The sequence below is a fragment of the Nocardia sp. NPDC051911 genome (assembly GCF_040681035.1).
GTDB lineage: Bacteria > Actinomycetota > Actinomycetes > Mycobacteriales > Mycobacteriaceae > Nocardia > Nocardia sichangensis.
The window spans coordinates 22,431-47,053 of the sequence record NZ_JBFAXY010000033.1 but is presented as its reverse complement, the minus strand read 5'-3'; the positions used below and the strand labels follow the sequence as shown (position 1 = coordinate 47,053).

At 68.4% G+C, this 24,623-nt stretch carries 25 protein-coding genes; 8 read left to right on the top strand and 17 right to left on the bottom strand.

Annotated elements, in window-relative coordinates; translation table 11 throughout:
* Positions 1–330 precede the first annotated feature (330 nt).
* Positions 331–1,326, bottom strand: a complete 996-nt coding sequence (locus tag AB0L97_RS30995; protein WP_364436441.1) for a fatty acid desaturase — start codon at positions 1,324–1,326, stop codon at positions 331–333.
* A gap of 222 nt (positions 1,327–1,548) precedes the next feature.
* Between AB0L97_RS30995 and AB0L97_RS30990 the strand changes: the two genes are divergently transcribed.
* The gene (locus tag AB0L97_RS30990; protein WP_355080088.1) at positions 1,549–2,298 is read left to right on the top strand and encodes an NAD(P)H-binding protein; all 750 of its coding nucleotides are present in this window, start codon (positions 1,549–1,551) and stop codon (positions 2,296–2,298) included.
* Positions 2,299–2,311: 13 nt separating this feature from the next.
* Here AB0L97_RS30990 and AB0L97_RS30985 read toward each other — a convergent pair whose 3' ends face one another.
* From AB0L97_RS30985 to AB0L97_RS30960, 6 genes are all read right to left on the bottom strand, one after another.
* On the bottom strand, positions 2,312–4,027 hold the full coding sequence (locus AB0L97_RS30985; RefSeq protein WP_364436436.1) for an ABC transporter ATP-binding protein: 1,716 nt from the start codon (positions 4,025–4,027) through the stop codon (positions 2,312–2,314).
* A complete protein-coding gene (locus tag AB0L97_RS30980) occupies positions 4,024–5,934 on the bottom strand; it encodes an ABC transporter ATP-binding protein (protein WP_364436433.1) in 1,911 nt (636 codons plus the stop codon). Before AB0L97_RS30980 ends, AB0L97_RS30985 begins: the two co-directional genes overlap by 4 nt.
* Before the next feature lie 30 nt (positions 5,935–5,964).
* Positions 5,965–6,891, bottom strand: a complete 927-nt coding sequence (locus tag AB0L97_RS30975) for an alpha/beta hydrolase (RefSeq protein WP_364436430.1) — start codon at positions 6,889–6,891, stop codon at positions 5,965–5,967.
* 210 nt (positions 6,892–7,101) lie between these two features.
* Positions 7,102–7,779, bottom strand: coding sequence for a response regulator transcription factor (locus AB0L97_RS30970; protein WP_355080095.1), 678 nt, complete (start codon positions 7,777–7,779; stop codon positions 7,102–7,104).
* The gene (locus tag AB0L97_RS30965; RefSeq protein ID WP_364436426.1) at positions 7,776–8,990 is read right to left on the bottom strand and encodes a sensor histidine kinase; all 1,215 of its coding nucleotides are present in this window, start codon (positions 8,988–8,990) and stop codon (positions 7,776–7,778) included. The genes AB0L97_RS30970 and AB0L97_RS30965 overlap by 4 nt, the downstream gene beginning before the upstream one ends.
* A 186-nt stretch (positions 8,991–9,176) precedes the next feature.
* A complete protein-coding gene (locus tag AB0L97_RS30960; protein WP_364436423.1) occupies positions 9,177–9,632 on the bottom strand; it encodes a MarR family transcriptional regulator in 456 nt (151 codons plus the stop codon).
* Positions 9,633–9,703: 71 nt separating this feature from the next.
* Between AB0L97_RS30960 and AB0L97_RS30955 the strand changes: the two genes are divergently transcribed.
* Positions 9,704–10,651, top strand: coding sequence for an NAD(P)-dependent oxidoreductase (locus AB0L97_RS30955; protein WP_356965547.1), 948 nt, complete (start codon positions 9,704–9,706; stop codon positions 10,649–10,651).
* On the opposite strand, the gene AB0L97_RS30950 is transcribed toward AB0L97_RS30955, so the two are convergent.
* From AB0L97_RS30950 to AB0L97_RS30925, 6 genes are all read right to left on the bottom strand, one after another.
* Entirely contained in the window at positions 10,615–11,517 is a 903-nt protein-coding gene (locus tag AB0L97_RS30950) for a sterol desaturase family protein (RefSeq protein ID WP_364436419.1), read from the bottom strand. The two genes, AB0L97_RS30955 and AB0L97_RS30950, sit on opposite strands and share 37 nt — an antisense overlap.
* 48 nt (positions 11,518–11,565) lie before the next feature.
* Positions 11,566–12,318 carry a helix-turn-helix transcriptional regulator gene (locus AB0L97_RS30945; RefSeq protein ID WP_364436416.1) on the bottom strand — a complete coding sequence of 251 codons (753 nt, stop codon included), beginning with the start codon at positions 12,316–12,318 and terminating at the stop codon, positions 11,566–11,568.
* Between the two features lie 21 nt (positions 12,319–12,339).
* Positions 12,340–12,753 (bottom strand): SRPBCC family protein, encoded by a 414-nt coding sequence (locus AB0L97_RS30940; RefSeq protein ID WP_356965550.1) that lies wholly within the window; start codon positions 12,751–12,753, stop codon positions 12,340–12,342.
* A gap of 60 nt (positions 12,754–12,813) precedes the next feature.
* A complete protein-coding gene (locus tag AB0L97_RS30935) occupies positions 12,814–13,008 on the bottom strand; it encodes a hypothetical protein (protein WP_355080109.1) in 195 nt (64 codons plus the stop codon).
* A 288-nt stretch (positions 13,009–13,296) separates the two neighbouring features.
* Complete coding sequence (locus AB0L97_RS30930; RefSeq protein ID WP_364436411.1) at positions 13,297–14,538, bottom strand: oxygenase MpaB family protein; 1,242 nt, start codon at positions 14,536–14,538, stop codon at positions 13,297–13,299.
* A gap of 434 nt (positions 14,539–14,972) precedes the next feature.
* Positions 14,973–15,173 (bottom strand): hypothetical protein, encoded by a 201-nt coding sequence (locus tag AB0L97_RS30925; RefSeq protein ID WP_355080113.1) that lies wholly within the window; start codon positions 15,171–15,173, stop codon positions 14,973–14,975.
* Positions 15,174–15,592: 419 nt separating this feature from the next.
* Here AB0L97_RS30925 and AB0L97_RS30920 point away from each other — a divergent pair, with 419 nt between their 5' ends.
* A complete protein-coding gene (locus AB0L97_RS30920; RefSeq protein WP_364436407.1) occupies positions 15,593–16,240 on the top strand; it encodes a LysM peptidoglycan-binding domain-containing protein in 648 nt (215 codons plus the stop codon).
* Positions 16,241–16,253: 13 nt separating this feature from the next.
* On the opposite strand, the gene AB0L97_RS30915 is transcribed toward AB0L97_RS30920, so the two are convergent.
* Entirely contained in the window at positions 16,254–17,495 is a 1,242-nt protein-coding gene (locus AB0L97_RS30915) for a PepSY-associated TM helix domain-containing protein (RefSeq protein WP_364436404.1), read from the bottom strand.
* Positions 17,496–17,664: 169 nt separating this feature from the next.
* Between AB0L97_RS30915 and AB0L97_RS30910 the strand changes: the two genes are divergently transcribed.
* On the top strand, positions 17,665–17,847 hold the full coding sequence (locus tag AB0L97_RS30910) for a hypothetical protein (RefSeq protein ID WP_355080119.1): 183 nt from the start codon (positions 17,665–17,667) through the stop codon (positions 17,845–17,847).
* Positions 17,848–17,958: 111 nt separating this feature from the next.
* Here the strand turns inward: AB0L97_RS30910 and AB0L97_RS30905 are convergent, their stop codons facing one another.
* Positions 17,959–18,528, bottom strand: a complete 570-nt coding sequence (locus AB0L97_RS30905; RefSeq protein ID WP_364436401.1) for a hypothetical protein — start codon at positions 18,526–18,528, stop codon at positions 17,959–17,961.
* A gap of 731 nt (positions 18,529–19,259) precedes the next feature.
* Here AB0L97_RS30905 and AB0L97_RS30900 point away from each other — a divergent pair.
* Entirely contained in the window at positions 19,260–19,817 is a 558-nt protein-coding gene (locus AB0L97_RS30900) for a hypothetical protein (protein ID WP_364436398.1), read from the top strand.
* A 23-nt stretch (positions 19,818–19,840) separates the two neighbouring features.
* On the opposite strand, the gene AB0L97_RS30895 is transcribed toward AB0L97_RS30900, so the two are convergent.
* On the bottom strand, positions 19,841–20,398 hold the full coding sequence (locus AB0L97_RS30895) for a helix-turn-helix domain-containing protein (RefSeq protein WP_355080122.1): 558 nt from the start codon (positions 20,396–20,398) through the stop codon (positions 19,841–19,843).
* Between the two features lie 396 nt (positions 20,399–20,794).
* On the opposite strand from AB0L97_RS30895, the gene AB0L97_RS30890 reads away from it, so the two are divergent.
* Both AB0L97_RS30890 and AB0L97_RS30885 read left to right on the top strand, forming a co-directional pair.
* The gene (locus tag AB0L97_RS30890; RefSeq protein WP_355080124.1) at positions 20,795–22,366 is read left to right on the top strand and encodes a hypothetical protein; all 1,572 of its coding nucleotides are present in this window, start codon (positions 20,795–20,797) and stop codon (positions 22,364–22,366) included.
* Positions 22,363–22,992, top strand: a complete 630-nt coding sequence (locus AB0L97_RS30885) for a DUF305 domain-containing protein (protein ID WP_355080126.1) — start codon at positions 22,363–22,365, stop codon at positions 22,990–22,992. The genes AB0L97_RS30890 and AB0L97_RS30885 overlap by 4 nt, the downstream gene beginning before the upstream one ends.
* Positions 22,993–23,199: 207 nt before the next feature.
* On the opposite strand, the gene AB0L97_RS30880 is transcribed toward AB0L97_RS30885, so the two are convergent.
* The gene (locus tag AB0L97_RS30880; protein WP_364436392.1) at positions 23,200–23,676 is read right to left on the bottom strand and encodes an SRPBCC family protein; all 477 of its coding nucleotides are present in this window, start codon (positions 23,674–23,676) and stop codon (positions 23,200–23,202) included.
* A 163-nt stretch (positions 23,677–23,839) separates the two neighbouring features.
* On the opposite strand from AB0L97_RS30880, the gene fabG reads away from it, so the two are divergent.
* Positions 23,840–24,592 (top strand): 3-oxoacyl-ACP reductase FabG, encoded by a 753-nt coding sequence (gene fabG / locus AB0L97_RS30875; protein WP_355080129.1) that lies wholly within the window; start codon positions 23,840–23,842, stop codon positions 24,590–24,592.
* Positions 24,593–24,623 lie beyond the last annotated feature (31 nt).

The window sequence follows — 24,623 nt, the reverse complement described above, 5'->3', positions numbered from 1 at the left end:
TCGGGGAACGGTTCGGCGTCGTAGTCGCACGGGAACGAACGGAGTTGCCGAAAACAATTTTTCGATGTCCATCGATCGATTCATGCTGCGCGCGATCAGAATTCGCTTGGCCTTTGATGAAGGCTCGACTCACTGCGGTGTAATCAATGTCGGAGGGCCAGCGCGAGGCCGCCGACTCGCTGACCGATATCGACCACGCGTCGGGCGGACAGCTGGGCGGGTGAGCGGCACATGGTGCGCGACCGGATCGAGGAGATCCTCTCGCGGATGGATTCGCACATGGAAACCGAGGAGTGATCGCGGCGGGGGCGCGTCCGCGGCGGGCGGCAGTCACCGATCGGTGAGCCGGAGGGGGCCGCGTATCTGGCGGGCCACCGCGCGGAACCAGCCTATGTCGTGTCGGCCGCCCTCGGCGTCGAAGGCGGGCCGGAGTTCGTACCAGCGCAGGCCGGGGCGCAGGTGATGCACGCCGTGCAGGTTGAAGCTCAGCGCCAGTACTTCCAGTGGCGCGGGCAGTTTCAGGTTCAGCGCCTCGAGCGGCTCGTCGAGATCGGTGCCGTAGTGATAGGCGTTGTCCGACAGCGAGACGATCACGCCGCGCCCGGCCAGCGCCGCGAGCAACATCCACCAGTGCGGACCGTAGGCGGCGAACGCCGCACCGTGCAGCCCTACGACGACGGCCGCGTCGACGCGGAACTGCCGGAACACCTCGGGTCGCGCGAGGCATTCGAGTAGCGGCCCCGCCACCGTGTCCGGCCCGTCCACCGCCCGGGCGAGCCCGTGCACCGCCGCGACGGGCAACGCCGCCAGCATGATCGCCGCCACCTCGAGCAGATACAGCCCGCCGAACAGCCGCAGGTAGTACCCGGGCGCGACCTTCGCCCAGGTGGAACTCGCCGGGTCGTAGACCTCGGCCCGCTCCCGAGTCCGGTTGTAGCGGTGGTGCAGCAGGTGACCGGCTTTGAGCAGCGCGAACGGCGACCCGTACAGCACGGCGAGGACGCGCCCGTACCGGTCGTTGCGAGACCGCGAGTGGTGCAGATTGCCGTGCACGGCCTCGTGGATCACCGACCAGAATGTCGTCGTCAGCAGTAGCAACGGCAGCAGGGCCCAGCCCCATGCTGGGTCGCCGGGAATCAGCAGCGGGAGCCCGAAGAGCTGGGCGATATTCAGCACGACCGCCGTGGCGGTCAACCACGATCCGATCCGCCGTCCGTCGTCGCGCCGCTGCGCGTGGACAGCGCCACCGGTGCACCGTTCGGTCATCTCGCCCCCGGTCACCTCTCCGGTCTTCTCCGGAAACCGAGCGTGCACGACCTGCCCCACCAACACCCCTACAGGGGCTGTCGCCGCTCTTACATCAGTGCGACGAAACGGTGTTGCGGGAGAACGGTGTACGACGGCCACCTGTCCCGAGCGATCGACACCGGGACCGACGACCGATGCCCGTGGCGAGATCGGGCGTCGTGGTACCGAGACCGGAACGAACCGATAACGGTTCCATGAATCGCGGGCTCGCCCGGTGGCACGCCGGGAAAGGCGAGAACCATGAAACTGACAGTCATCGGCGGTACCGGGCGGATCGGCTCTCGAGTGGTGCGGAAGCTGGCCGCGGCCGGGCACGAGGCCGTGCCCGCGTCGATGTCCACCGGTGTCGACGTGATCACCGGAGAGGGCCTGGACCGGGCGCTGGCGGGGGCCCAGGTCGTCATCGACCTTGCGAACTCGCCGACCTTCGACGAGGCGTCGGTGGATTTCTTCCGCATCTCCATGCGCAACCTGCTGGACGCCGGGGAGAAAGCCGGTGTCGGGCATCAGGTCGTGCTGTCCATCGTGGGCGTCGACCAGGTGCCCGGCCTGGACTACTACCGGGCCAAGAGCTTGCAGGAAGACCTGCTGCGGCTGGGCCCAACGCCGTACTCCATCGTGCGCGCCACCCAGTTCTTCGAGTTCATGGACGCGGTGCTGTCCTGGACCTCCGACGACGACACCGTCCGCCTGCCCGCCACCCCGATCCAGCCGATGGCCGCCGCGGACGTGGTCGACGCGGTCGTCGAGGTCGCCACCGGCGCTCCGCTGGGCGGGGTCCGCAATGTCGCCGGTCCGGAGGTCTTCCGCCTCGACGACCTCGGCAGGCTCACCCTGGCCGCTCGGCGCGACAGCCGCACCGTCGTCACCGACGACACCGCGGGCATGTTCGCGGACGTTCCCGGCGACGTTCTCACGGCGGGCCCGGACGCCCGTCTGGCCGCAACGCACTACCGGGATTGGCTCGAGAAGCACGAGAGCACCCCGTGATCGACATCGCGGCTCATTCGGTTGCCACGGTCGCCATGGACAACTCCCAGAAGTCGGCGTAGCGGCCACCGAGACGCAGCAGCTCGTCGTGGCTGCCCTCCTCCACGATCCGGCCGTCGTCCAGGAAGACGATGTGATCGGCCCGCCGGACGGTCCGCAGCCGGTGCGCGACCATCACCACCGTCCGGCCCGCCATCAGGCGTTCGATGCCCTCGTGGACGGCGGCCTCGTTCACCGGGTCCAGCGCGGAGGTCACCTCGTCCAGCAGGACGATCGGCGCGTTCTTCAGCAGGGCTCGCGCGATCGAGACGCGTTGGCGCTCACCGCCCGACAACAGTGCGCCGCCCTCGCCGACGTTCGTCGCCCATCCGCCGGGCAGCCGATCGATGACTTCGTCCAACCCCGCCGCGGTCGCCGCCGCGCGCACCTCGGATTCGGTGGCATCGGGACGGCCCAGACGCACGTTCTCCTCGATCGTGCCGTCGAACAGATAGACGTTCTGGAAGACGACGGCGATCCGTTCCATCAATACTTCGGTGCTGATCGCGCGCACGTCCACGCCGCCGACGCGCAGGGCGCCGTCGTCCACGTCGTAGAACCGTGCGAGCAGTTGCAGCAGTGTGCTCTTGCCCGCACCCGACGGTCCGACGATGGCGACCCGCTGTCCCTCGGGTACCGACAGCGACACGTCGTCGATCACGGTACGACCGCCGTGCCGGAAGGCGACGGACTCGAACGCCAGGTCGTTGCCCACCGGCCGGATCGGTTCGCGAGGTTCCGGCAGCGGCTCGGTGCGCAACACGGTGTCGAGCCCGCCCAGCACGGTACGCGCGCTGCGGAGTTTGCCGCCGATCTCCGAGAGCGACAGCAGCGGATCCGCGCAGCGGGCCACCAACACCAGCATCGCCACCATCTCCGCCGCGCCGACGCTCCCGCCGAGCGCGAGGTAGGCGCCAAGGGCCAGCAGCACGGTGAACATCGCCTGGACCGTGAGCGTCAGCCCCACGATCCCTGGCAGCGCCGACAGCACGGCACGGCGGGACGCCCGCTCCAATCCCGACAGCGCGTCGTCGAGCAGCCGGAATCGCTCGGCCGTTCGGCCACCGGCTCGCAGCACCGGCTGTGCCTGGAGATACTCGACGACTCGCCCGGTTGCCTCCTTGGTGCGTTCGACGCGTTCGGCGTCGGCGGCGGCCATCGAACGTCCCGTCCAGATCTGGATCGCCGCCACGATCGGCACCGCGGCCAGCGCGGCCAGCCCCATGTGCCAGTCGAAGGCGAGCAGCACGGCGACGATCGTCAGCGGAGTCACAGCGGCGGCGATCGTCGGCGCCAGCAGATGCGCGATCACGCTCATCGCCTGCAGCACACCCTCGCCGGCGAGCACCGACACCTCTCCGACGCGACCGGCGGTGAACCAGCCGAGCGGTAGCCGGGCCAGGCGATCGCCGAAACGGTGGTAGACACCGCGCAGCAGCGTGGTGCCCACGAGGAAGCCGGACAGATCGCTGCGATAGCGCAGCGCCGCGTAGCACGCGATCGCCGCCCCGAACGCGAGCAGCCACGGCCAGGCGTCCGTGGGCGTGCTCCCGAACAGCGCTCGCAGCACCGGAACCAGAAGTGCGTAGGACAAACCTTCCGCTACCGAGGTCGCCGTCATCAGGGCCACGGTGCGTCGTACGGGCTGGGCGTACTCGTCGCCCAGCACGCGCAGCAGCATTCGGATCATCGGCGCTCCTCTCCTCGCGATGTCTCGTCGGCGAGCGGGCGTGCAGGCACGCTCCGCTGCCTGCTCCATGGCCCGAGCTCACGCCGGAGCATGCCACCGAGGGTTTCGACCTCTTCGGTGAGCGTGGACCGGTGCGATCGCCAGAATTCGGCGAATTTCCCGTTGCGGGACAGCAATTCGCCGGGCTTGCCACGCTCGGTGATCGACCCGTTCTCCAGCAGCACGACGGTGTCCGCGTCGGCGATGGTCTCCAGCCGGTGAGCGATGACCAGGATCGTCCGATCGCCTTCCAGTGTCGCCAGGGCTCGGCGCACCGCCTGCTCGGTGTGCGGGTCGGCGAAGGCGGTGGCCTCGTCGAGCACCAGTACGGGAGTATCGGCGAGCAGTGCCCGGGCGATCGAGATCCGTTGCGCTTCACCGCCCGACAGCTCGGCCTCCGCACCGAGCACCGTGTCGTAGCCGCGCGGCAGCTCGAGAATCCGATCGTGAATGTTCGCCAACCGGGCGGCGCGCACCACGTCGTCGCGGTCGGCCTGCGGTAGCGCCAGTGCGATGTTGTCCGCGACCGACGCGCGCAGCAACCGCACGTCCTGGAAGACGAAGGAGACCATCCGATAGAGCGCCCGGCTGCCGAGCTCGCGCAGGTCGACCCCGCCGAGCAGCACCGAACCGTGTGTGGGGTCGAAGAATCGAGGAAGGAGCTGAACCAGCGTGGATTTTCCGCTGCCCGACGGCCCGACGATCGCGGTGACCGTCCCCGGCTCCAGGACCAGGTCGATGCCGCGCAGCACCTCGTGCTCGGCGTCGTAGCCGAATCGCACCTCCCGCAGTTCCACCCGGTGCCCCTGCGGCGCGAGCGGGCGCGAAGGTTCCGGCAGCGACGGCACCGCGAGGACCTCCCGGATCCGGTCGACCGCGCGCCGGGCCGCCCGCAAGTCGTCGAAGCCGTGGCCGAGCGCCGCCACCGGTGCGGTCAGACCAAGTCCGAGCAGCAGGAAGGGCAGCAGGTCAGCCGGGGCCATGGCGCCGCCGGTGATCAGGACCGCACCACCGGTCAGCACGACCAGCAGCACGAACGGCGGCGACAACACCACCTGCATCGCCGCGCCGAGTCCGGCTAGACCCCGCACCATGCGAAGGAAGGAGTCGGTGAAATCGTCCGCGGCCGTGCGGAATCTGCGGTGCGCGCGCTCGCTCGCGCCGAACGCCTTGACCACCGAGATGCCCTGTACGAACTCGACGGTGGCACTCGCGATCCGCGCCATCCCCGCGTCGAACTCCTGCTGCGCACGCAGCCGGGCCGGGGTCATCATCAAGGGGACCAGCGCCACGGCCAGCGCGACCGGTATCAGCGTGATCAACGTGAGCCGCCAGTCGACGGTGAACAGGTAGGTCAACGACACCAGCGGCACGACGAACGCGGCGACGAGCTCGCCGGGGGTGTGGGCGATGAGTGGATGCACGGTGCCGACGTCCTTGCCCACGATCTTCGACAACTCGCCGGAGCCGCGCCGGGAGAACCAGCCGATCGGCACCCGCCCCAGTCGCGCGGCCAGTTTTCGGCGCAGCGACAGTTGCACCCGGCTGTCGAGCAGGTGCCCGATGCCGGACGACGCGGCCGTGAACACCAGCCGGACGAACAACCCGGCCGCCCCCGCGATCACGATCATCCGGACATGGCCGTGATCGATCGGGCCCGGCGACAACAGCGTTCGACCCAATTCGACGACCGCGAGCAGCGGCGCCAGACCGGCGACGGCACCGATGATCTGCAGGACGACGACGACGGCGAAACCGCCCAGGTACGGGCGCAGCAACCCCGTCCCATTTCCTCCCGCCGGGGAATCGGCATCCGACGGGGGCGGTGTGGACTGCTTCCTCGCCTCGGCGAGGTCGATGGTGGTCATCGTTCTCCCCTCTTCGCAATCCCTTTGCGGCTACGCGCTTTGCGCGCCGGTCGCGGGGTGCAGCGCGCGACGCAGCGCGGCGGCGAATTCGGCGCTCTGGCGCTGGGACACATCCGCGGACAGGATCGCCTGCGACCCGTGGAACGTGCCGGGCCATTGGTGCAGCTCGACCGGCACGCCCGCTTGCAACAGACGCAGCGCGTACTCGATGTCCTCGTCGCGGTTCGGGCAGTACTCGGCGGTGGCGATGTAGGCGGGAGGCATACCGGACAGATCCGTCGCCCGCGCCGGAGCGGCGTACGGCGTCGCGGGCGCGGAACCCAGATAGTGCTGCCACATCTGGGCCACTTTCGCCCGGGTCACGAACGGCGTATCGGTGAAAGTGCGCGCCGACCAGGCCAGCTGGCGGTCATCGAGGACGGGTTGGTTGAGCAGTTGGAAGCGGATCGGCGGCCCTTGCTCGTCGCGGGCCCGCAACGCGACCGCGGTCGCGATTCCCGCCCCGGCGCTGTGGCCGCCGATCGCGATCCGCGCCGGGTCGATGCCGAGCTCGACCGCGTGCTCGGCCGTCCAGATCAGCACCGCGTAGACGTCGTCGTGCGCGGCGGGGAACGGATGTTCGGGGGCCGAGCGGTAGCCGACCGAGATCACTGTCACACCGGAGTTGTCCGCCAGCAGGCCGGCCCACGGATGTTCGGTGTCCAGATCGCCCATGACGAATCCGCCGCCGCGCAGCCAGATGAGGGCAGCGCCCTGCGCCCGGTCCGGCCGATAGATTCGTATCGGCACGTCGAAATCGCCCGGCACCGTGCGATTTTCGATCGACATGCCCGCGATGTCCGGTACCGGAATGGCGGCGACCAACTCGGCGAGGCGCTCCCGGGCGGCGCGCGGGTCGCTCAGGTCGGCCGGGGGGAAGAACGCGACTGAGGCTTCGAGTTCGGGGTCCAAGATCATGCCGTCGATGGTCGCGCCCTCGGCACCTGCTGGGCTTCCGCCGACGGGAGTCGCCGTCTACGTGAACGCGCGTACGCCGACGGCGATCGGCTGCGCAGGTCGTCGTAGCCGAACGCGCGGCCGTACTCGCCAGTGCTATGGCATTGTGAGTCAACGTGATTCGAGTCCCAGGCCGCGAACGCCTCGGCAGCGAGGTCAACCCGCTGATCGCTACGAGGTGAAGCCGGTCAGCCCGGTCTGGTAGGCGATCACGACGAGCTGCGCTCGGTCGCGCGCACCCAGTTTCACCATCGCGCGGCTCACATGGGTGCGTGCGGTCGCGGGACTGAGGAACAGCGCGGCGCCGATCTCGTCGTTGCTCATGCCCTGTCCCACCAGCGCCAGGACTTCGCGCTCACGGTCGGTCAGCACGGCGAGCCGGTCCTCGGCGGACTTGGCTGCCCGGCGCTGCGCGGTGAACTGACCGATGAGCCGCCGGGTGATCCGAGGTGCGAGCAGTGCGTCACCAGCGGCGATCACTCGGATGGCGTGCAGCAGTTCGGCCGGGCCCGCGTCCTTGAGCAGGAACCCGCTCGCGCCCGCCTGCAAGGCGTCGAAGACGTTCTCGTCGGTGTCGTAGGTGGTGAGGATGAGCACCTTGACCCGCTCCATCCCGGCGGCCGCGGCGATCTGGGCGGTGGCGCGTATCCCGTCCAGTCGTGGCATGCGGATGTCCATCAGGACCACGTCGGGGCGGGTGGCGCGAGCGAGTTCGACGGCTTCCGCGCCGTTGGTGGCTTCACCGACCACCGTGATGTCGTCTTCCAGGTCGAGCAGAACCTTGAAGCCGGAACGGACCAGGCGTTCGTCGTCGGCGAGCACGACTTTGATGGGTGGTGTGGCGTTCACGAGCGCGATCCGACCGGGGTCAAGGGTAGGCGGGCGGTGACCTCGAACCCGCCGCCGGGACGCGGCGTCGCGTCGAGTTCACCGCCGAGCAGCCGGCAGCGTTCGCGCATCCCGACGATGCCGCGTCCGGTCGTGGTGCTGCTATCCGTGCGGACCGGTGCGGCGGCGCGACGACCCTCGTCGGTGACCCGTATCCGCAAGGCGTCGATGCCGGGTTCGAGCGCCACGGTCACCCTGGTCGGACCGACGTGCCGGATCACGTTGGTGATCGATTCCTGCACGATGCGATAGGCGGCGCTGCCCACCGCGCTCGGGAGCGGAGTGACCGGGGGAGTCTGCGCGAAAGCGATGTCGAGCCCGGCATCGCGGGCCTTGCCGACGAGTTCGTCGATCTGGCCGAGCCCCGGGTAGGGTTCGCGCTCGTCGCCGTCACGCAGTACACCGAGGATCGCGCGCATCTCGCGCAGTGCCCGCGAACTGGTCTGCTCGATGGTGCGCAGGGCTTCCCGGGCCTGTTCCGGTCGCTTGTCGAGCACGTGTGCGGTGACCCCGGATTGCACATTGATGATGGCGATCGCGTGGGCGACCGTGTCGTGGACTTCGCGGGCGATCCGCAGGCGTTCGGCGTCGACCCGCGCTCTGGCTTCCTCGTCGCGGGACCGTTCGGCCAGTTCCGCTCGTTCTTGCGCATCGGCGGCGATGACCCGGCGGGATCGCACGGACTCACCGAGGATCGTGCTGATCACCGACGCGCCGATCCGGAAGAACACCCAGCCGATGGCTACCAGCGGCTTGATATCCGCCGCGGCGATCAGCCAGCCGACGGCGAGGACCGCGATGCCCGCACCGGCGATCATCAGCGTCCGCCGCCCGTCGCCGTAGGCGGCCAGGGTGTACAGGGCGACGAAGAGTCCGAGATAGGAAAGCCGGTCGGGGAAGCCGAGACCGAAATAGATCAGACTGGCCAGCGCCGTCACGCCGAACACCGCGACCGGCTGCCTGCGGCGGGCGGCGACCGCCAGGCCGCTGACGATCAGCAGGACATATCCGAAACCCGACACCGGCGTGTAGGCCGGCTCGAGCGGCACCGGTATCGCGGCACTCTGCACCTGGATCACGGTGACGAACAGCGCCAGCAGGACATCCGGGAACCAGGCGGGCCGACGCGAGAACCAGGCGGACAGCCGTCGTGCCACCGCCTGCTGAACCATGCCGTGAGCGTACGGCATCCGCGAGCGCTCGCGCTCCGGACCGGATGCGCGATCGACTACGACGACCGACGCAGCCGATCACGATCGCCTACGCGGATTCGCGTAGGCCGGAAGCCGAGTATGAACGGCGCTATTCACCTATCGGCTGCCGACGGCTCCGGTTCTGCGCCCACACGGTCCAGAGCGTCAGGACTGCTCTTGCTCGGGATGGGTCACGATGGTTTGCAACGAGTTCCGCAGTTGCTGCGCGGCCTGCGGACTGAGCTGCGCCAGGAACTCACGCTCGGCGGCATCGCTCGCCTCGGTGGCCCGGCGAAGAGTGTCCTGTCCGGCATCGGTCAGTGCGACCACGTTGCGACGCCGGTCGTTCGCGTCCGGCTGACGTGCCACCAGGCCCTTGCCTTCCAGAGTGTCCAGCATCGCGACCATCGTGGTGCGGTCGATGCCCAGCCGCTGCGCCGCCTGCTGTTGGGACGTGGGTTCACGGCCCGCGAGGACGAACAGCACGCCGAGCTCGCGCCCGTCGATGCCGTACGGCGCCAACGCTTTCGTGTTCAGCTCGGCCATCCGCAACTGCGCGTGCTTGAGCAGGTAGCCCAACCGGCTGGTCAATTCGGGGCCCGGCCCATCCGTCCTAGACACCCGCAGATTCTATCGCTAGCCTGATCGTCAGTAGTACTGATAATCAGCTAGACGACAGAAAGGCTCATGTGATGATCTTGGTCACCGGAGGTCTCGGGTTCATCGGCTCCCACACGGTGCGGGCCCTGCTCGACCTGGGCGAGGGCTGCGTGCTGGTCCAGCGTCGAACCGGCGAGGTACCGGCCGAGTTCGCCGGTGCGCAGGTGGCGGTGGAGCGGGCCGACATCACCGATCTGACGGCGTTGCTCGACGTGGGCACGCGCCACAAGATCACCGGCATCGTGCATCTCGCGGGTTCGATGCCCTGGCCACCCGGCTCCGACGAGCCCATCGATGGCGCGCGGAAGGCGATCGGCAGTCTGTTCAATGTGATCGAAGCCGCCGAGGCCTGGGGCGTGCCGCGGGTCGGCGTCGCGAGCACGATCGGCGTCTACGCCGGCCTGACCGGTGCGGGTCCACTGCGGGAAGACATGCCCGTTCCGCTGACCGCACCCCATCCGATACCGAGCTTCAAGAAGATCGGTGAGCTGCTCGCCGACCATTTGACCGGGGCGACCGGCATCGAGATCGTCAATTACCGAATCTCCGCCATCTGGGGCCCGCGCGGCCGACCCGCGGACCCGTTCTTCCCGGCCCCTCAGCTCGTCCATGCCGCCACCCGCGGCACCGCGCCGGACCTGTCGTCGCTGCGCTTCCCCGCTTACGCGGAAGACGCGATCGACCTGTGCTACGTGAAGGACTGCGGCCGGGCCATCGCACTCCTGCAACTGGCAGACCGGCTCAATCACCGCACCTACAACGTCGCTTCCGGCCGCGCGACGACCAACGCCGAAGTCATCGCCGCGATCGAGAAGGTCGTCCCGGACGCCGGGATCGACCTCCCCACCGGTGGGTCCGGACAACGCAACTACCTCGATATCACCCGTATCCAGCAGGACACCGGCTACCGGCCCGACTACGACACCGAACGCGCGACCGCCGACTACATCGCCTGGCTGCGCGCGGGCAATGAGCGCTGAGCGGGTTTCGTGGCCCCGCAAGCGCCGCTGGGCCGGAAGGGTTCGACGAGTTGGGCGAGATAGCCGCTGGGGTAGTCGGGCTTGGCGGCCATCCCGAGGTCGTCGCTGGTGAAGCGGCGGTCCGGGTCGTAGGAGTAGGTGCGCAACAGGTGATCCCAGAACAAGGTGAACAGTCCGAAGTTGACGTCGCCGATGCCCGCCCATTTCAAGTGGTGGAACCGGTGTGCCTGGTTGAGCGCGAGCACGGTACGCAGGGGGCCTACGCGGTAGTCGACGTTCGAATGTTGCAGTAGGAGTTGCACCGCGACGGTGAACGCGAGGGCCGAAGCTACCGAGGTGGGCAGGCCCAGCAGTACGAGCGGGGTGACACCGGCGACGGTCTCCAGGGTCTGGTGCAGAGGATGTTTCATCAGGCCGTTGAAACCGTAGGCGCGTTCGACGCTGTGGTGCACGGCGTGCAGCCGCCACAGCGCGGGAATCTTGTGGCTGGCCAAGTGGGTCAGCGTGATGCCGAGATCTGCGAGGAGAACCGCGACCAGCACCTGAATCGGGAAGGGCCACCGGTGCGGCCAGACATCGGCGGAAGGGATCAGCGCGGCCATCAGCGGCAGTGCGGCCACGCCGCCGAGGGTGAGCAGTTCGTTGACCACGGCGTGCACGGTGTCGCGCCGACCGTCGTCGTGGGCGCGGTTCCAGTCGTCGTGGTAGGGCAGGATCCGTTCGGCGGCGAACGATGCGGCGATCGCGAGTACCAGCAGCGGCAACAGCCATAATTTGCCGGCGCCGGTGGCGATGACGGCGAGCGCGGCGCCGTTGACCGCCAAGAGCATGAACGGCACGTAGCCGTAGCGAACCAAGGTGTGCATGCCGTTCAGCGTGGGGGCCGCGGTCCCGGCGGCGCTTGAACGGATTCGCTACGGCCGCACCATGGTGACCGCACCGGCGAGTTCGGAGGGGGTGAGCCCGAACATCTCGCGACAGACTCGGGTGAGATGCGCGCTGTCGGCGAAACCCGCGGCGTGCGCGGCCTCGGTGAGCGTGCCGCCGCGACGGGCGTGGTCCATCGCTTGTCGCAGGCGCGCCCACCGCACATACGGCGGGAACGCCAGCCCGAGCTCGGCACGGAACAGATGACCGAGTCGACTCGCCGACAGTCCGACCGCGGCGGCGAGCTCGGCCAGACGCAGCGGGCCGTCGAGTAGGTCCGGCAGCAGCTCCAGCGCGCCACGCAGCGCCGGGTGCCGGGCAGCGCCGGTGGGAGCGGGATCGCCGATCAAGGCCGTCAGTGCGGCGTGCGCCAGTTGCTGGGGATCCCGCTCGCCGTCGTCGAGGTCGAGCAGTGGCAGCGCGGCCCGCGACCACGCGGTGACCGAGTCGACGGCGCTCCCGGTGCGCCGCACACAATCGGTCAGCGCGCGCCCGAGGGGCGACTGCGCGTCGGCGAAGACGAGCAATCCCGTTGCCGTGCCGGTAGTTTCGTGCGGTACACCGGGAGGGATCAGCGCCGCTCGCCCGGCCCAGTGGCGGCCGGCGTCGTCGCGCAGACCGACGGAGCCGTTGGCACTGAAGATCAATTGCGCGGCGGCATGATGGTGGCGGTGCGCGTTCCCGAGCCGCCCCGTGTACAACAATCTGCCCGGGTACAGCGTCGCGGTGCCTTGCCACATGTCCGACACCTCCCGATCCCGCTACGACTCGGCCGCCGCGGCCTCGATGGCCTGCTTCATCTCCGCGAGGCCGTATTCGGTACGAATCCGCACTTCCGGCGCGGCCGACTCCGGCAAGACGTCGGTGATCCAGATCAGTCGGCCACGCTCCCCCTCGGCGCGAACCTCGAACGAAGCGTGGTGATAGTCCAGCGCGGGCCTGGCCCCTTCGACGACGGAGTACGCCAAGCGGCGGGCCTCGTCATCGATGGAGACGATCAGTTCACGGATCACATGCCCGTCCGGGAAAGTCAGCGAACGCCGCGCTCCCTCCAGGCGGGTGTCGACGACCCGGCCGGGCAGCAGGCGTCGATGCACGGCGCCGACATCACGCACGACATCCCAGATGTGGCGCGGCGAAGCGTCGATCACGATCTCATGGCGAATCGCTGTCATGGTCCGACGCTCCCTCGTCGTGGGTCAGATCATCGTCAATCTACTCGAGCCGGGCGCCGATCACCGCCACAGACCGCCGCAGGGCAGCTCGGGCAACTCGACGTGGACATCGTCATCGATCGTGACGATCAGGTCCGGATGACTGTGCGCCAAGTCGGCGGCCAGACTCCGGGCCTGTTCCGCGCACGCCCGGTAGTCCAGGACAAGGGCGCCGGATTCGATGTGGATGTGCCGGATATGCTGCGGGTTCGTCATGTCCACCGCACTGTCCGGTGTGTTGTCGGTACGGCATGCTCCGCGCCACCTCCAGACATCGGTCGCAGCGCGGTCGAGCCATGTGGAGGGCCGAGCGTCCTATGGCTCACGTTCCAGAACTCCTCGTAACTTAGTCCGAGATCAACCCTTCGATCGCGCACCCACCAGCGCACTTATGACGAGGTGACGGTTCATCTCGGCGATCTAACGCAAAGAACAATCAGTAACTTACCAGCTATCGCCGATGCACTCCAGAAGGCTTCGAGAGCGCATCGGCGTCCAGAAGGCTCAGCGCGGCGGCTGGCTCATGTCCCGGTTCATGGTGGGGATCTCGATACTGATCGGCATCCGCAGTTCCGCCAGATAGAGCAGCGCCGCCCTGCGGAGGAATTCGTCGAACAGCCAGTAGGCATCCGGCGCGAGCGGCACCACGGGCAGCAGACCTTCACGCACGGCGATGAACGGCCCCCAGCTCACCCGCAGCAGCGGGTCCCAGACCGGCTCCCTGGCGATGGCCAGCCCGTCGGCGATCTTGTCGCCGAGCAGGAAGCGGGTGAAGGCGCCGAGCACCGGTTTGGTGAGGACGGCGAAGTCGAGGTTCGCCCCGAGGCGCAGCAGCCGGTCGGCCAGCTTGGCGCCCTCCGGGGTCGGCGCCAGGATCGGATCCAGCACCTGCGCGGCCTGCGAGTCGGCCTCCGCCCAGGAGTTCGGAATGTATTCGTCACGGATGCCGAGCATGTGCGCGCCCACCTGCCACGAATGCAGGAACGCCTCCGACTCCGCGACGGGCATCGGCACCTGCCACGCGGTCAGATGCTTCATCACGGTGGTGGGCAGGCTGTGCCAGGTGACCATCAGATCGTTCTGGCTGATCGGGATGTCCTCCTCGGCGGAGTACACCCAGTGCGGGGACTGCGGCAGCAGGTGACGCACAGCGGCATGAACCAGCCGGGTCTTCACGCAGGTCACGACCATCTCACCAGCGGGCGCGTAGGCATTCGCGGTCCCGATGTCGTAACCGAGCTTGGCGGTCTTCAAGATGCGGTCCTTCAGGTCGTGACCGCCCTTGGAGTAGTAGACCGCGCGCGCCTCCTTGGGAATGACCGTGCTCATCATGCCGCTGGCCAGCCCGTAGAGCACGCCGAGATACAGCCCGCGCTTCTTGTTGAACTCGACGGCGGTGGCCAGCTTTCCGCGATCAGCCCAGGGCGGCAGCTGACGTGCGTATTCCATGAAATCGCGCAGATCCGGCGGCAATCCGTCCGGCAAAGGCTGCCCGTTCGCGGTCCAGGTGCGCAACAACTCGTTGACCCTCGGCACCTCCCCCCGGTCGATCAGAGAGGCGACCAACTGATCCGCCTCGGGATCCCAGACGGTGAGCGGATCGGCCCCTTCACCGGAGCCGGCCACCGAACCCTGCGGGGACCACGTCCACGGCTCCGCGCGCGCGGGGGTCGCCATGGCCAGCGCGCCGAGCGCGCCCAACACCCCACCGGCTTTCAACGCGTTGCGCCTGCTGAGTCCATCCATGTCTGCGCCACTCCTCATTGAGCCGAGCGCCGCCGTGATGATGCGACGAAAGATCGGCAGCACTCGTACATCGCCGTCGCATCGATAAGAACAGTCATTAACTTAGCAAGCACTGGCGCTTGCTGTCCCGGCTTTCCGTAACTTGCCGGCACCAATCACACCATGACCGACACTCGCGCAGCTCCTGCGCTGAATCGCAGATGATCTGCATATTCGCCGAATTTGAACACTTGACCAGCGACTCACCGATAGAACGGCATCCGGCGTGCCATCAGGTTCTCTCCACTTATCACCACCTGAACCAGTCGCAAATAACTAGTCACATAGACAGTTGGTCACCCAGTCTTCTCGCTGCCGTGTCACCGCTGGATCATGACCGCCGCACAACGAAACGGGCCGGGCGGTTGTACCGCCCGGCCCGTGTTCGGTCGACGTCAGCGACCGGCGTGGCTGTGCTGTCCGCCGCGCACCTTGGCTTCGTTGGGCTGCGCTTCGGCGCCCTTGCGTCCGGCCGCACTCGGATCGGCCGAGTTACGCTCGCCGAAGCTGCCGGTGCTGGCCTGGCCGCCGCGACGCGCCTGCTCCTCGGTGTCGGAACGGTTGCCGAACTGGCCCGGGTTCTTCTGGTCTGCCATCACTTGCTCCTTTCGGTAGCGGATGAAACCGACTGTGGCTCTTGGCGCCACGTCTTCGTGCTACCCCTGCCCCAGTGCTCGAATCAGCCTCGGAGCTTCTTCACACGATCGAAAAGAACTGCCCGGAAACGGCTTCTCCGAGCCGCCCCGGGAAGCTGGTCGCGGCATCCGACCCGGCCAGACCGGCCGGGCGCCACCTGCGTATCCGGGGAGACCAACCGGGTAATCGGGACGCCGCCCCGATGGAGTCGCGGCGAGCGCCGCCGGAAACGAGTAGTCGCCTACGCACGATCGCGCGGCCGATCGCGACGAGCATTCGGTAGCGCCACAACCGTTCGTGGACGGCAGGTGCGCGGGCGAGACAAGCCGGAATCGGTGTCCGCGGCGCCGGCTGTCAGCAGTGCAGAAAGGCCGAACAGATGAAGAAGTACGAAGTCCAACCCGGCGACACCCTCTCCGCGATCGCCCATCGGGAGTACGGAGACGGCAGCCTGTTCCCGGCGATCGCGCGCCAGAACCATCTCGCCGATCCGAATTCGATCGATGTCGGACAACAGCTCCTGATCCCCTACATCACGCGGCGCCACCTCCTCACCACGCCCGACTCCACCGCGGCGCGGAAGCAGATCACCCAGCGCTACTACGGAACCGAGGACACCGGAGTCCAGCTGATCTGGGAAGTCGTCAACGGCGTGGCGCAACGTGCCATCCAGCCCGGCGCGTGGCTGCACATTCCGGAGCTCGCCGATGTCGGTCACCACACGGTGACCGAAAGCGAAACCCTCTCGATACTCGCCGAGCGCTGGTACGGCGACCCGAATCTCGGCGTGATGATCGAACTGGCCAACCACTTGCCCTCGGGCAGCCAGCCGGCTCCCGGCCACGTGCTCGTCGTGCCCGGCCTGAACCGCCGCCGCGGCGTCGCGGGCGACACGCTGCGCTCGATGTGCGAGGACCACTACGGTCCTGCGGATCTGGACACCAGAGTGGGAGTCGTCGCGGCGGCGAATCACATCGCCGAGCCTCAAGCGCTCTTCTCCCGCCAGGTGATCCACTTCCCGTCGTGACCGGGGTCGGCGGCTACGTCGTCGCGTGAGCGCGGCGGCGCCGGGTCCGTCGCCGGAACAGCCAGGTCGACAGGCCCGTGATCGCCAGCGCGAGCGGTGTCAGGCCGAATGCCAGCCAGATCAGTCGCCACCAGCCGTTCACCAGCCAGCCGAAGTGGGCGGGCTCGAAGACTTTGGCGTAGAAGGTGTTCGCCAGCGGCCGGTCGTGACTCGCGTCGACCACCTTGATGTCGGAATCGTCACGGGCGTTCACGTAGACCATGACGTCGCCGCTGTAGAAGAGGCGGTGCTCGCGCGGGGAGTAGGCCCCGGCGACGACGCCGCGGTAGTACGGGGCGGCGTCCGTGGGCAGCAACAGGTAGGCGAGTCGGCCCGGCGCGGCCCGATCCGCGATCGCCGTGGCCTCGCCGATGGACAGCGGGGGCCGTCGGGCATCGCTCGACCGCGGCACGAAAGACCGCTCGGTTCGTTCTAGGGTCGTGGTGCCGCCGGTCGCCACGAGCCAAGCCCGTTGCACGGCAGGCCATTCGATGGTGGTGCCGGTGATGCCCCACAGCAACAGGAACGGCACCGCGAGAATACCGATGACGTCGTGCAGGTCGCGGTCCCGGGCGAAGCGGCCTTTCCGCAGCCGGACCCGGAATCCGTGGCGCAGCCGTGCGAGTGACGGCCACCAGATGACCGCGCCGGACACCGCGAGCGATACCAGCAGGACGCCGAGCGCGCCGAGAATCACCGCACCCCATTTGATGCCGAGGAGCGGAGCCTGATTCTCCAGGATCGGGATCGCGCCGGAGTAGCGCGCACAACCGAACGCGCAGTTGTGCAGGTTGGTCAGCCAGCCGAGAACGCCGTCGGCCAGGTTCACCTGCTCGTTGATTCGTCCGGTAGCGGGATCGACGGAGTAGGCGGCGGTGTACTTCGTGTTCCCGATCGCGATCACGCCGCCGTCTCCACCGACCCAGCCGACGTCGAAACCGGGATCGGCGGCACGCACCATCGCGACGGCCTGTTCTGCGTCGACCACCGCCGGCGCGTCCGTGTGGCGATAGAACGAAGCGTGTTGCGCTCGGAACAATTCCGCGTGGTAGAGCAGGATCGCGCCTGAGGTCGACTGGATCACCAGGACCGAGCCGAGAATCAGCGCCGACCAGCGATGGATCGAGATCAGCCTGCGCCGTATCGGTTTCCGGGATCGCTTCGGTGATCCGACGATCCGCTTGCCAGGCTCGCGCACCACCACGGTCGTGTCCATAAGGTTAGGCTAACTTCAAAATCCGACCTTCCCAATGCGGGAACGGCAGCCAGGAGGGCTTGTCTACACCACCGCACCGGCGGATGATCTGATCAGAGTCACCCCGGACTCGGATCGACGTTCCCGGGCCGGGTTCGGATCGCCCTATCGCTCAGCCAAGGAAATCACCATGATCACCAAAGCCACGCAAGCGATCGCCGCAGCCGCTCTCGCACTGACCATCGGGGCCCTTTTCGCCCCGGCAGCCTCCGCCGCACCGGCTTCACCCGTCCCGACGAACGACGCCCTCGGCTCGGTCACGGTATGCCTCAATATCCCACTGGGCCCGGCCAGCATCAGCTTCTGCATCTGAGGTCACCGCACACGCGGTACCGGCGAACGGACGCCATCCGCGCGGGCCCCGAGGGCTCGACCACGGCGGCCACGAGCGGCGTCCCGAGCAATCGAGTCGTCGGCGGGCACGCTACCCCGCCGGCACGAGGTCGACGCCGTATCCCGGGTGCATGCGCGATGCCATCCCGGTCCGGAACACCTCGACGGGACCGGCCACCTCGGTGGCGACCCCCGCGGCCCGTAGCGCGCACGCTTTGAAGGCCCGCCCGGCCGAGCTGACGCGGTGCTGGACCGAGCCGACCCGATGCTCGAGTTCCGCGGGAAGGCCCTCGCCCCACATCGTCACCTCGGTGAGCCCGCGGTCGAGACAGTCGAGCACGCCGTCACGAACCCGGCTGTCGGACCGATACGTCTCAGCGGCGACGGCGACCGCCTGCGGCCACGTCTCGCGGACCGGCGCGGCCGAGAACTGTTCGAGATCGAGCACCGTCGCCCCCAGGATGCGCAGCGGACGGATATCCGCCTGACCGGTCACCAGCACCGTGACCTCCCAGCCCGCGACGGTTCGATCGAACAGCCATCCGCCGGTCCAGCGCACGACGTCCGCGATATTCGGGGCGACCACCGCCAAGCGGTACCGATGTGGGCAGTCGCGAGCCTGGGCTCGCCATTGCGTGAAGGAGCGCGATCGTACAGCCATGGTTCCCATCCCGGTATCACCAACGAAAATATCGACAGGTCCGGCCGCGGACACCGACTCCGATGGGGTACCAACCATCGCGCCGGCCATAGCGGATCAGCGAGTCGCGCGGCCGATGGGCGGCCGCGTGCCGAACCAGCGAAGGATCCGGTGAGCGGAGACGGCGGGTGGAGGTGGATCGCCGCGCCCCTCGCCGGAAGGTTCTGCCGCACACACAGTAAGGCGGACGGCGACCTGATGACGCCGCTTCGAACGAGCCGAATTGTGACCTGCATCACTACGCAGCAATTACCTGGTCAAACCCGCCGATTCACCTACCGCACCGCGCAGTCGCCATCCCGCCACCAGCCCGCTCCCGGTCCGCGACATTCGGACACAAACGGCCGCACGCCATCCACCCCCCGCGAGACCAACGCGGACGACACCGCGCACGACCACCGAAGAACCCATCACACCAGCGATTTTCAGAACATCAATTCAGATTCGGAACTCAGCGCACGACTGGCCACACCATGAGACACGATACGTCGACGGCTTGACGACACCGCGCGCATGGTTCAGACTGATCACCTACCGGACAAACCTATCCGGATCTGCGACAGGTCCGGGATACCATCGTGGGCAATCTCTTAGCAATCGCTATATCGAGAGCCTGCCACGCGATGATTCCACCAGCGACCGAGGGGGCGGCATGGGCAAGTCGGCGTCTCGGCGACGATCCCAGGAGACGCATGCGAACGTCGACGAGACGCGCCGACCCGGACAACCCGCTCATCGCGACCGCCTTCGATCTGCGCGCGGGCGCCATCGTCCTCGCCGAATTCTGCGCTCCCCCGGCCGATCCGTTCAGCATCCGGCATCGCCTGGCGGACCTCATGCCCCTGGACGCACCGGCCCGCCCATTGCCCCGGCGCCTGCACCGGCTCGCCGTCCTGCTGCGCTGCTGCATCGACCATATGGCGATCACCGCCGAGATCGCCCAGATCCATGATCTGATCGGGCTCGCCGACGAGCTCGTCGAACTGGTGGACATCATCGGTGACTCCGCCGTACATACCGCCGAAGGCATTGTCGCCGTGTGTGATTCGGCACAGCGACAGGCACACGCCACTGCGGTGAGATCGCGCACCCGCGGCGCCGACGCCACGGTACACCGGTTGCTCGCTCGCTGGTCGGCGGAAGCCGGAATAGATTTCGCGCAACGAGAATTCGCCAACGGGCTCCTGCACGTGATCCGTTCGCTCGACCGCGTCGCCGACGCACTGGCGTCGATCGATCGCGCGGCGTGACACGCGACGGACGCGCCCCCCCTTCAGCCGCGCAGAGCGCGGTCCAGCAACGCCCATGCCTGCCGGGCGGTCTCCTTCTTGGACTGCGCATCGGTCTTCGACAGCACGGCCGCCAGCATCGCCAGCGCCAGGACCACGTCCGCGGTGGTGATGTCGGCGCTGATCGTGCCGCGCTGACGCGGATCCTCCAGCTTCTCCGCGATGAGGGTGATCAGCCGTCGCGCCACCTCGAACAGGCGCATGTCGTCGGTGTTCGCGGGATGGATCATCGCGATGAACGCCGCCGAGGTGGTGATCTGATCGACCATGATCGCCAGCAGATCGTCCACGGTGACCGCGGGATCGTCCGCCAGCGCCTCGATGCCCTCGATGTTCTCCTCGAAGACCGCGAGCGCGATGCTCTCCCTGGTCGGGAAGTGTCGGTAGAGCACGCCCTGCCCCACGCCGGCGGCCCGCGCGATAGAGCTGAACGGCGCGTCGAAGCCACTGTCCGCGAAAACCTCCCGCGCCGCTTGGATCAAGGCCGCCCGATTGCCGGCCGCCGCCTTCGGCCCCCTGTTCACACGGCGTGGCGAGGTCATTCGGGCAAGGTTACCGGACCATCGCCGACCGCCCCGCAGCACGCCGGAGGGCCCGGCACGGATGCCGTAATCCGACCGGATACAGCCGCGCCGTATTGACGCGGCGCGGCGATCTCACGCACACTGACCGAGTAACCGGACAACACAGTCCGGCATGGCGAGAGGGTCGGCTCGGCCCGGCTCGGCGAGTAGGGACGCCGTTGCGCCAGGCCGGATTCGACACTCGTTCGACGCCACCATGCCGCATCGGGTGGTCCGGATACACGATGACGCTGCCGTCACCGCGGCGGCCGCACCGCACGCGCTCGGGATCGACCAACAGCCGTCCGAGACCGCATCCGGACTTGTAACCGAGCACACGGAAAGGCGCCCTCACCGCCGAGGGCCGGTACGTCCATGACTTCGTCCATCACCAGCTGGGGCCGGCGCTTCTTCGTGACCGTCGGCGCCGCAGCGATTCTCCTGCCATTCGGCATCGTCGCCGCCCAAACCGATTCCGATCCCTCCGGGCAGGTTCGCGAGGTCGGCGCCATAGCCGCGACCGCGGCCGCACGCGCCGTCTGCAATCCAGGTTCGGCCCCCGAAACAGGTTTGCAAGGCGATGTTCCCGCCGCCGACCGTGACAGCGGCCGCAGCGGCCAGGGCTACAGCTGCAACGTCACCCGGCTCGGCGCCTATGGCGGCCGCGGCGGCGGCATCAACTCGGTGACCTTCGACCACTGCGCCTACATCGGCACGTTCTTCCCGGGCGACCTGCTCGGGCCCGAAGAGGGCGTCCAGGTAGTGGACGTCGCCGATCCCACGAACCCCGTCCGCACCGCCACGCTCACCGAACCGGCCATGCTGGCAGGCACCTGGGAGAGCCTGAAGGTCAACGAGACGAGAAAACTGCTCGTCGGCACCGGGGTGCCCGCTTTGACCGGTGCGGGCCTGCTGTCGGTCTACGACCTCACCGACTGCGCGCATCCACGCCTGCTCAACCCCGGCCCGGGAACCGACCTGGCGATGCCGTTGCCGATCACGGCCCATGAGGGCGGGTTCTCCCCCGACGGCAACACCTACTGGAGTTCCGGCGTCGCACCCGGCCTGGTCAGTGCCGTCGACCTCACCGACCCCGCCGCTCCCCACGTGGTGTGGCAGGGTCTGCCCGGTCTGTCCATGCACGGATTCGGGTTCAGCCCCGACGGCAACCTCATGTACCTGGCGAACAACATGGGCGGGCTGATGATTCTGGACGTCGGCGCGGTGCAGCGCCGCGATCCCGGCCCGCAGGTGCGCGAACTGTCGCACCTCACCTGGACCGACGGCTGGGCCAGCCAGCACAACATCCCCGTGACCTATGGCGGCAGGCCGTACGTGTTCGCCACCAACGAGGCCGGATCCGGCGGCGTCAAGATCATCGATGTCGCCGAGCCCACCCGGCCGCGCATCGTCGAGACCATCAAACTCGAGATCAACCTGCCGGAGAATCAGGACACCGCAATGGCTTCCGCCGCGGGCGGCTCGCTGTTCGCCTACGACACGCATTACTGCGCCGCGGACCGGGCGGCCGATCCCACGGCGCTGGCGTGCAGCTGGACCTCCTCGGGCATCCGTGTGTTCGATGTAAGGGATCCGTCGGCCGTCCGGGAGATCGCCTACTACAACCCGCCCGCGCGCACCGGCCGCAACACCGAGCTCTGGAATTCACCGCACGCGCTCGCGTCGATCATCGGCCCTCCGGTGCTGGCCGGTCCCGCGGTGGTGCAGGCGGTGCTGCAAGGCCAGTTCGACCTCACGCAGGCGACGAGCGAACGAAGCGGCATGCTCGCCTTCGGTGATCTCTCCACGGACTGGTGCTTCTCGCCGCCGGAATGGCGGGGCAACCAACTCTGGACCACCTGCGCCGACAACGGCTTCTTGGCGCTGGAAGTGGACCGGAACGTGTACACGCCGCCTGCCGACCAGCGTTCGACCACGGGATCATGATCCGCCGCCGGTGGCTCGGGGCGGCCACGCTCGCCGCCTTCGCGGTGCTGCTGCTGGTGGCGGGCGCTGCGCTGCGGCCGTTGGCGGTCGGCGCGGACAGCACCGCCGCACCGCTGCTGGACAGCACCGAAACCGGTTTCGTCCAGGACATGATCGCGCACCACAATCAGGCGCTGCTCCTGGTCCAGCGACTAGACGGCGGGGCCGACCCGGCGGTGCGCGCGCTGGCACAACAGATCGCCGACACCCAGCGCACCGAGATCGGCATGATGCTCGGCTGGCTGCGTATGGCCCGGCTCGCGGTGACCAATCCGCACCCGATGGCGTGGATGCACGCGGAGGCCGACCACGAGCACCACGCGACCGCCGGGCACGCGACGATGCCCGGCATGGCGAGCCAGGACGAACTCGACGCGCTCGGCGCCGCGCGCGGCGCCGAGGCGGCGACCGGTTTCCTGCGCCTGATGCAGCGCCACCACTACGGCGGCATCCAGATGGCGCAGGCGGCGGATCGCCGGCTGAACGGCGGCATGGTCGAACAGATCGCCCGCGACATGATCAGCACCCAGGGACAGGAAGTCGGCCTCATCGGCTTGCTGCTGTCCCGAGAGCAGGCACCACGCTGAGATGCGCCCGGCGACTACCGCGACGGCCTGTGTCGCCGGGTCACCGGTCCGGCCGTGTCTCAGCCGTGAACCACCACATCGTGCGTGCTCCCACCACCGTTGAGGCACACACTCGATACGGCTCCGCCGCGACTGGACCGGGCCGCATCGCGGAGGTCCGGCGTGGGTGTTCCGAGGCCAGGATATTCGGCGAGCGGACGACGACGCCTACTGCTGCGACGAAACCGCTTGCTGCTCGGCCAGTTCGGCGAGCCGGTCGAGGGAGGCCGACAGCTTGTCCGCGGTGGTCGCGCGCGCCCGGACCTGACGCTTCTCGTCGGTGAGCGACGTCCAGTCGTAGGTGTGGGTGACCAGGGTGCGGCCCTCGCCCACCGGCTCCAGTTCCCAGCGCCAGAGGTGGCCGGGCGGCTGCTTGCCCGGTTCCGACGGATGCCACGCGATGCGGCTGCCCTCGGTGAACTCCACCACGTGGTTGTCGCGCACAGCCCCGTTGGTCAGGGTGGTGCTGAACACCGCTCCGGCTTCTCGCACCCGCTGCCCCGCCGCGGCCTCGGCCAGGTTGTCGTTGCCGTCCCAGCGCGGCTGCTCGGCGGGATCGGCGATGAGCTCGAAGATCTCCGCGGGATTCGCGTTGATCTCACGGCTGGCGCTGACGATACGGGGAACCTCGTTCTGCTCGGTCACGTGCCGATCGAAGCATCCGGGTCGAGAGCCGGGCAAGCCTTCCGCTCGAGGTCGGTGTTAATTCCCCGGCGCCGATCCGGCGACCGATCCGCCTCCCGGCCACGGCGGACCGGTGCGGTAAGACTGATTCGATCCGACATCCGATCGACGAAGGGACGCGCTCATGGGCGAGCGAGTTGCAGTAGTGTCCGGCGCCGCACGAGGAATCGGCGCGGCGATCGCCAAGCGCTTGGCGGCGGACGGGCTTCGGGTCGGCGTGCTCGACCTCGACGCGGCCGCCTGCGCCGACACGGTCGGCGCGATCACCGAGGCGGGCGGCCGAGCCGTCGCGCTCGGCGCCGACGTGTCGAACGAGGAGTCGGTCGCCGCCGCCGTCGCGCAGCTGGAGAACGAGCTGGGGGCGCCGACCGTCGTCGTGAACAACGCGGGCATCCTGCGCGACAACCTGCTGTTCAAGATGAGCGTCGACGACTGGGACGCGGTGCTGAACGTGCACCTGCGCGGCGCCTTCCTGCTCACCCGCGCGGTGCAGAAGCACATGGTCGAGCAGAAGTGGGGACGGGTCGTCAACATGTCCAGCACTTCGGCGCTCGGCAATCGCGGCCAGGTGAACTATTCGGCGGCGAAGGCCGGTTTGCAGGGCTTCACCAAGACCTTGGCGTTCGAGCTGGGCAAGTTCGGCGTCACGGCCAACGCCATCGCTCCCGGGTTCATCGTCACCGACATGACCGCCGCCACCGCCGCGCGCGTCGGCGTCTCCTTCGAGGACTTCCAGAAGGCCGCCGCCACGCAGATTCCCGTGCAGCGCGTCGGCACGCCCGAGGACATCGCGCACACCGCCTCGTTCCTGGTGAGCGAGGGCGCCGGTTTCGTTTCCGGCCAGGTGATCTACGTGGCGGGCGGCCCGACCAACTGACAACCCGCCCCCGCCCGCCGTGCCGGGGCGG

What these genes read in the sequence shown, in the direction of transcription:
- AB0L97_RS30890 (WP_355080124.1), top strand. Translation starts at nt 20,795, where the DNA reads ATGACTTCGTCCATCACCAGCTGGGGCCGGCGCTTCTTCGTGACCGTC.
- AB0L97_RS30905 (WP_364436401.1), bottom strand. Translation starts at nt 18,528, where the DNA reads ATGGCTGTACGATCGCGCTCCTTCACGCAATGGCGAGCCCAGGCTCGC.
- AB0L97_RS30965 (WP_364436426.1), bottom strand. Translation starts at nt 8,990, where the DNA reads ATGGTTCAGCAGGCGGTGGCACGACGGCTGTCCGCCTGGTTCTCGCGT.
- AB0L97_RS30910 (WP_355080119.1), top strand. Translation starts at nt 17,665, where the DNA reads ATGATCACCAAAGCCACGCAAGCGATCGCCGCAGCCGCTCTCGCACTG.
- AB0L97_RS30985 (WP_364436436.1), bottom strand. Translation starts at nt 4,027, where the DNA reads ATGATCCGAATGCTGCTGCGCGTGCTGGGCGACGAGTACGCCCAGCCC.
- AB0L97_RS30980 (WP_364436433.1), bottom strand. Translation starts at nt 5,934, where the DNA reads ATGACCACCATCGACCTCGCCGAGGCGAGGAAGCAGTCCACACCGCCC.
- AB0L97_RS30925 (WP_355080113.1), bottom strand. Translation starts at nt 15,173, where the DNA reads ATGGCAGACCAGAAGAACCCGGGCCAGTTCGGCAACCGTTCCGACACC.
- AB0L97_RS30950 (WP_364436419.1), bottom strand. Translation starts at nt 11,517, where the DNA reads ATGCACACCTTGGTTCGCTACGGCTACGTGCCGTTCATGCTCTTGGCG.
- AB0L97_RS30920 (WP_364436407.1), top strand. Translation starts at nt 15,593, where the DNA reads ATGAAGAAGTACGAAGTCCAACCCGGCGACACCCTCTCCGCGATCGCC.
- AB0L97_RS30945 (WP_364436416.1), bottom strand. Translation starts at nt 12,318, where the DNA reads ATGTGGCAAGGCACCGCGACGCTGTACCCGGGCAGATTGTTGTACACG.
- AB0L97_RS30885 (WP_355080126.1), top strand. Translation starts at nt 22,363, where the DNA reads ATGATCCGCCGCCGGTGGCTCGGGGCGGCCACGCTCGCCGCCTTCGCG.
- AB0L97_RS30900 (WP_364436398.1), top strand. Translation starts at nt 19,260, where the DNA reads ATGCGAACGTCGACGAGACGCGCCGACCCGGACAACCCGCTCATCGCG.
- AB0L97_RS30990 (WP_355080088.1), top strand. Translation starts at nt 1,549, where the DNA reads ATGAAACTGACAGTCATCGGCGGTACCGGGCGGATCGGCTCTCGAGTG.
- AB0L97_RS30955 (WP_356965547.1), top strand. Translation starts at nt 9,704, where the DNA reads ATGATCTTGGTCACCGGAGGTCTCGGGTTCATCGGCTCCCACACGGTG.
- fabG (WP_355080129.1), top strand. Translation starts at nt 23,840, where the DNA reads ATGGGCGAGCGAGTTGCAGTAGTGTCCGGCGCCGCACGAGGAATCGGC.
- AB0L97_RS30915 (WP_364436404.1), bottom strand. Translation starts at nt 17,495, where the DNA reads ATGGACACGACCGTGGTGGTGCGCGAGCCTGGCAAGCGGATCGTCGGA.
- AB0L97_RS30940 (WP_356965550.1), bottom strand. Translation starts at nt 12,753, where the DNA reads ATGACAGCGATTCGCCATGAGATCGTGATCGACGCTTCGCCGCGCCAC.
- AB0L97_RS30975 (WP_364436430.1), bottom strand. Translation starts at nt 6,891, where the DNA reads ATGATCTTGGACCCCGAACTCGAAGCCTCAGTCGCGTTCTTCCCCCCG.
- AB0L97_RS30895 (WP_355080122.1), bottom strand. Translation starts at nt 20,398, where the DNA reads ATGACCTCGCCACGCCGTGTGAACAGGGGGCCGAAGGCGGCGGCCGGC.
- AB0L97_RS30930 (WP_364436411.1), bottom strand. Translation starts at nt 14,538, where the DNA reads ATGGATGGACTCAGCAGGCGCAACGCGTTGAAAGCCGGTGGGGTGTTG.
- AB0L97_RS30935 (WP_355080109.1), bottom strand. Translation starts at nt 13,008, where the DNA reads ATGACGAACCCGCAGCATATCCGGCACATCCACATCGAATCCGGCGCC.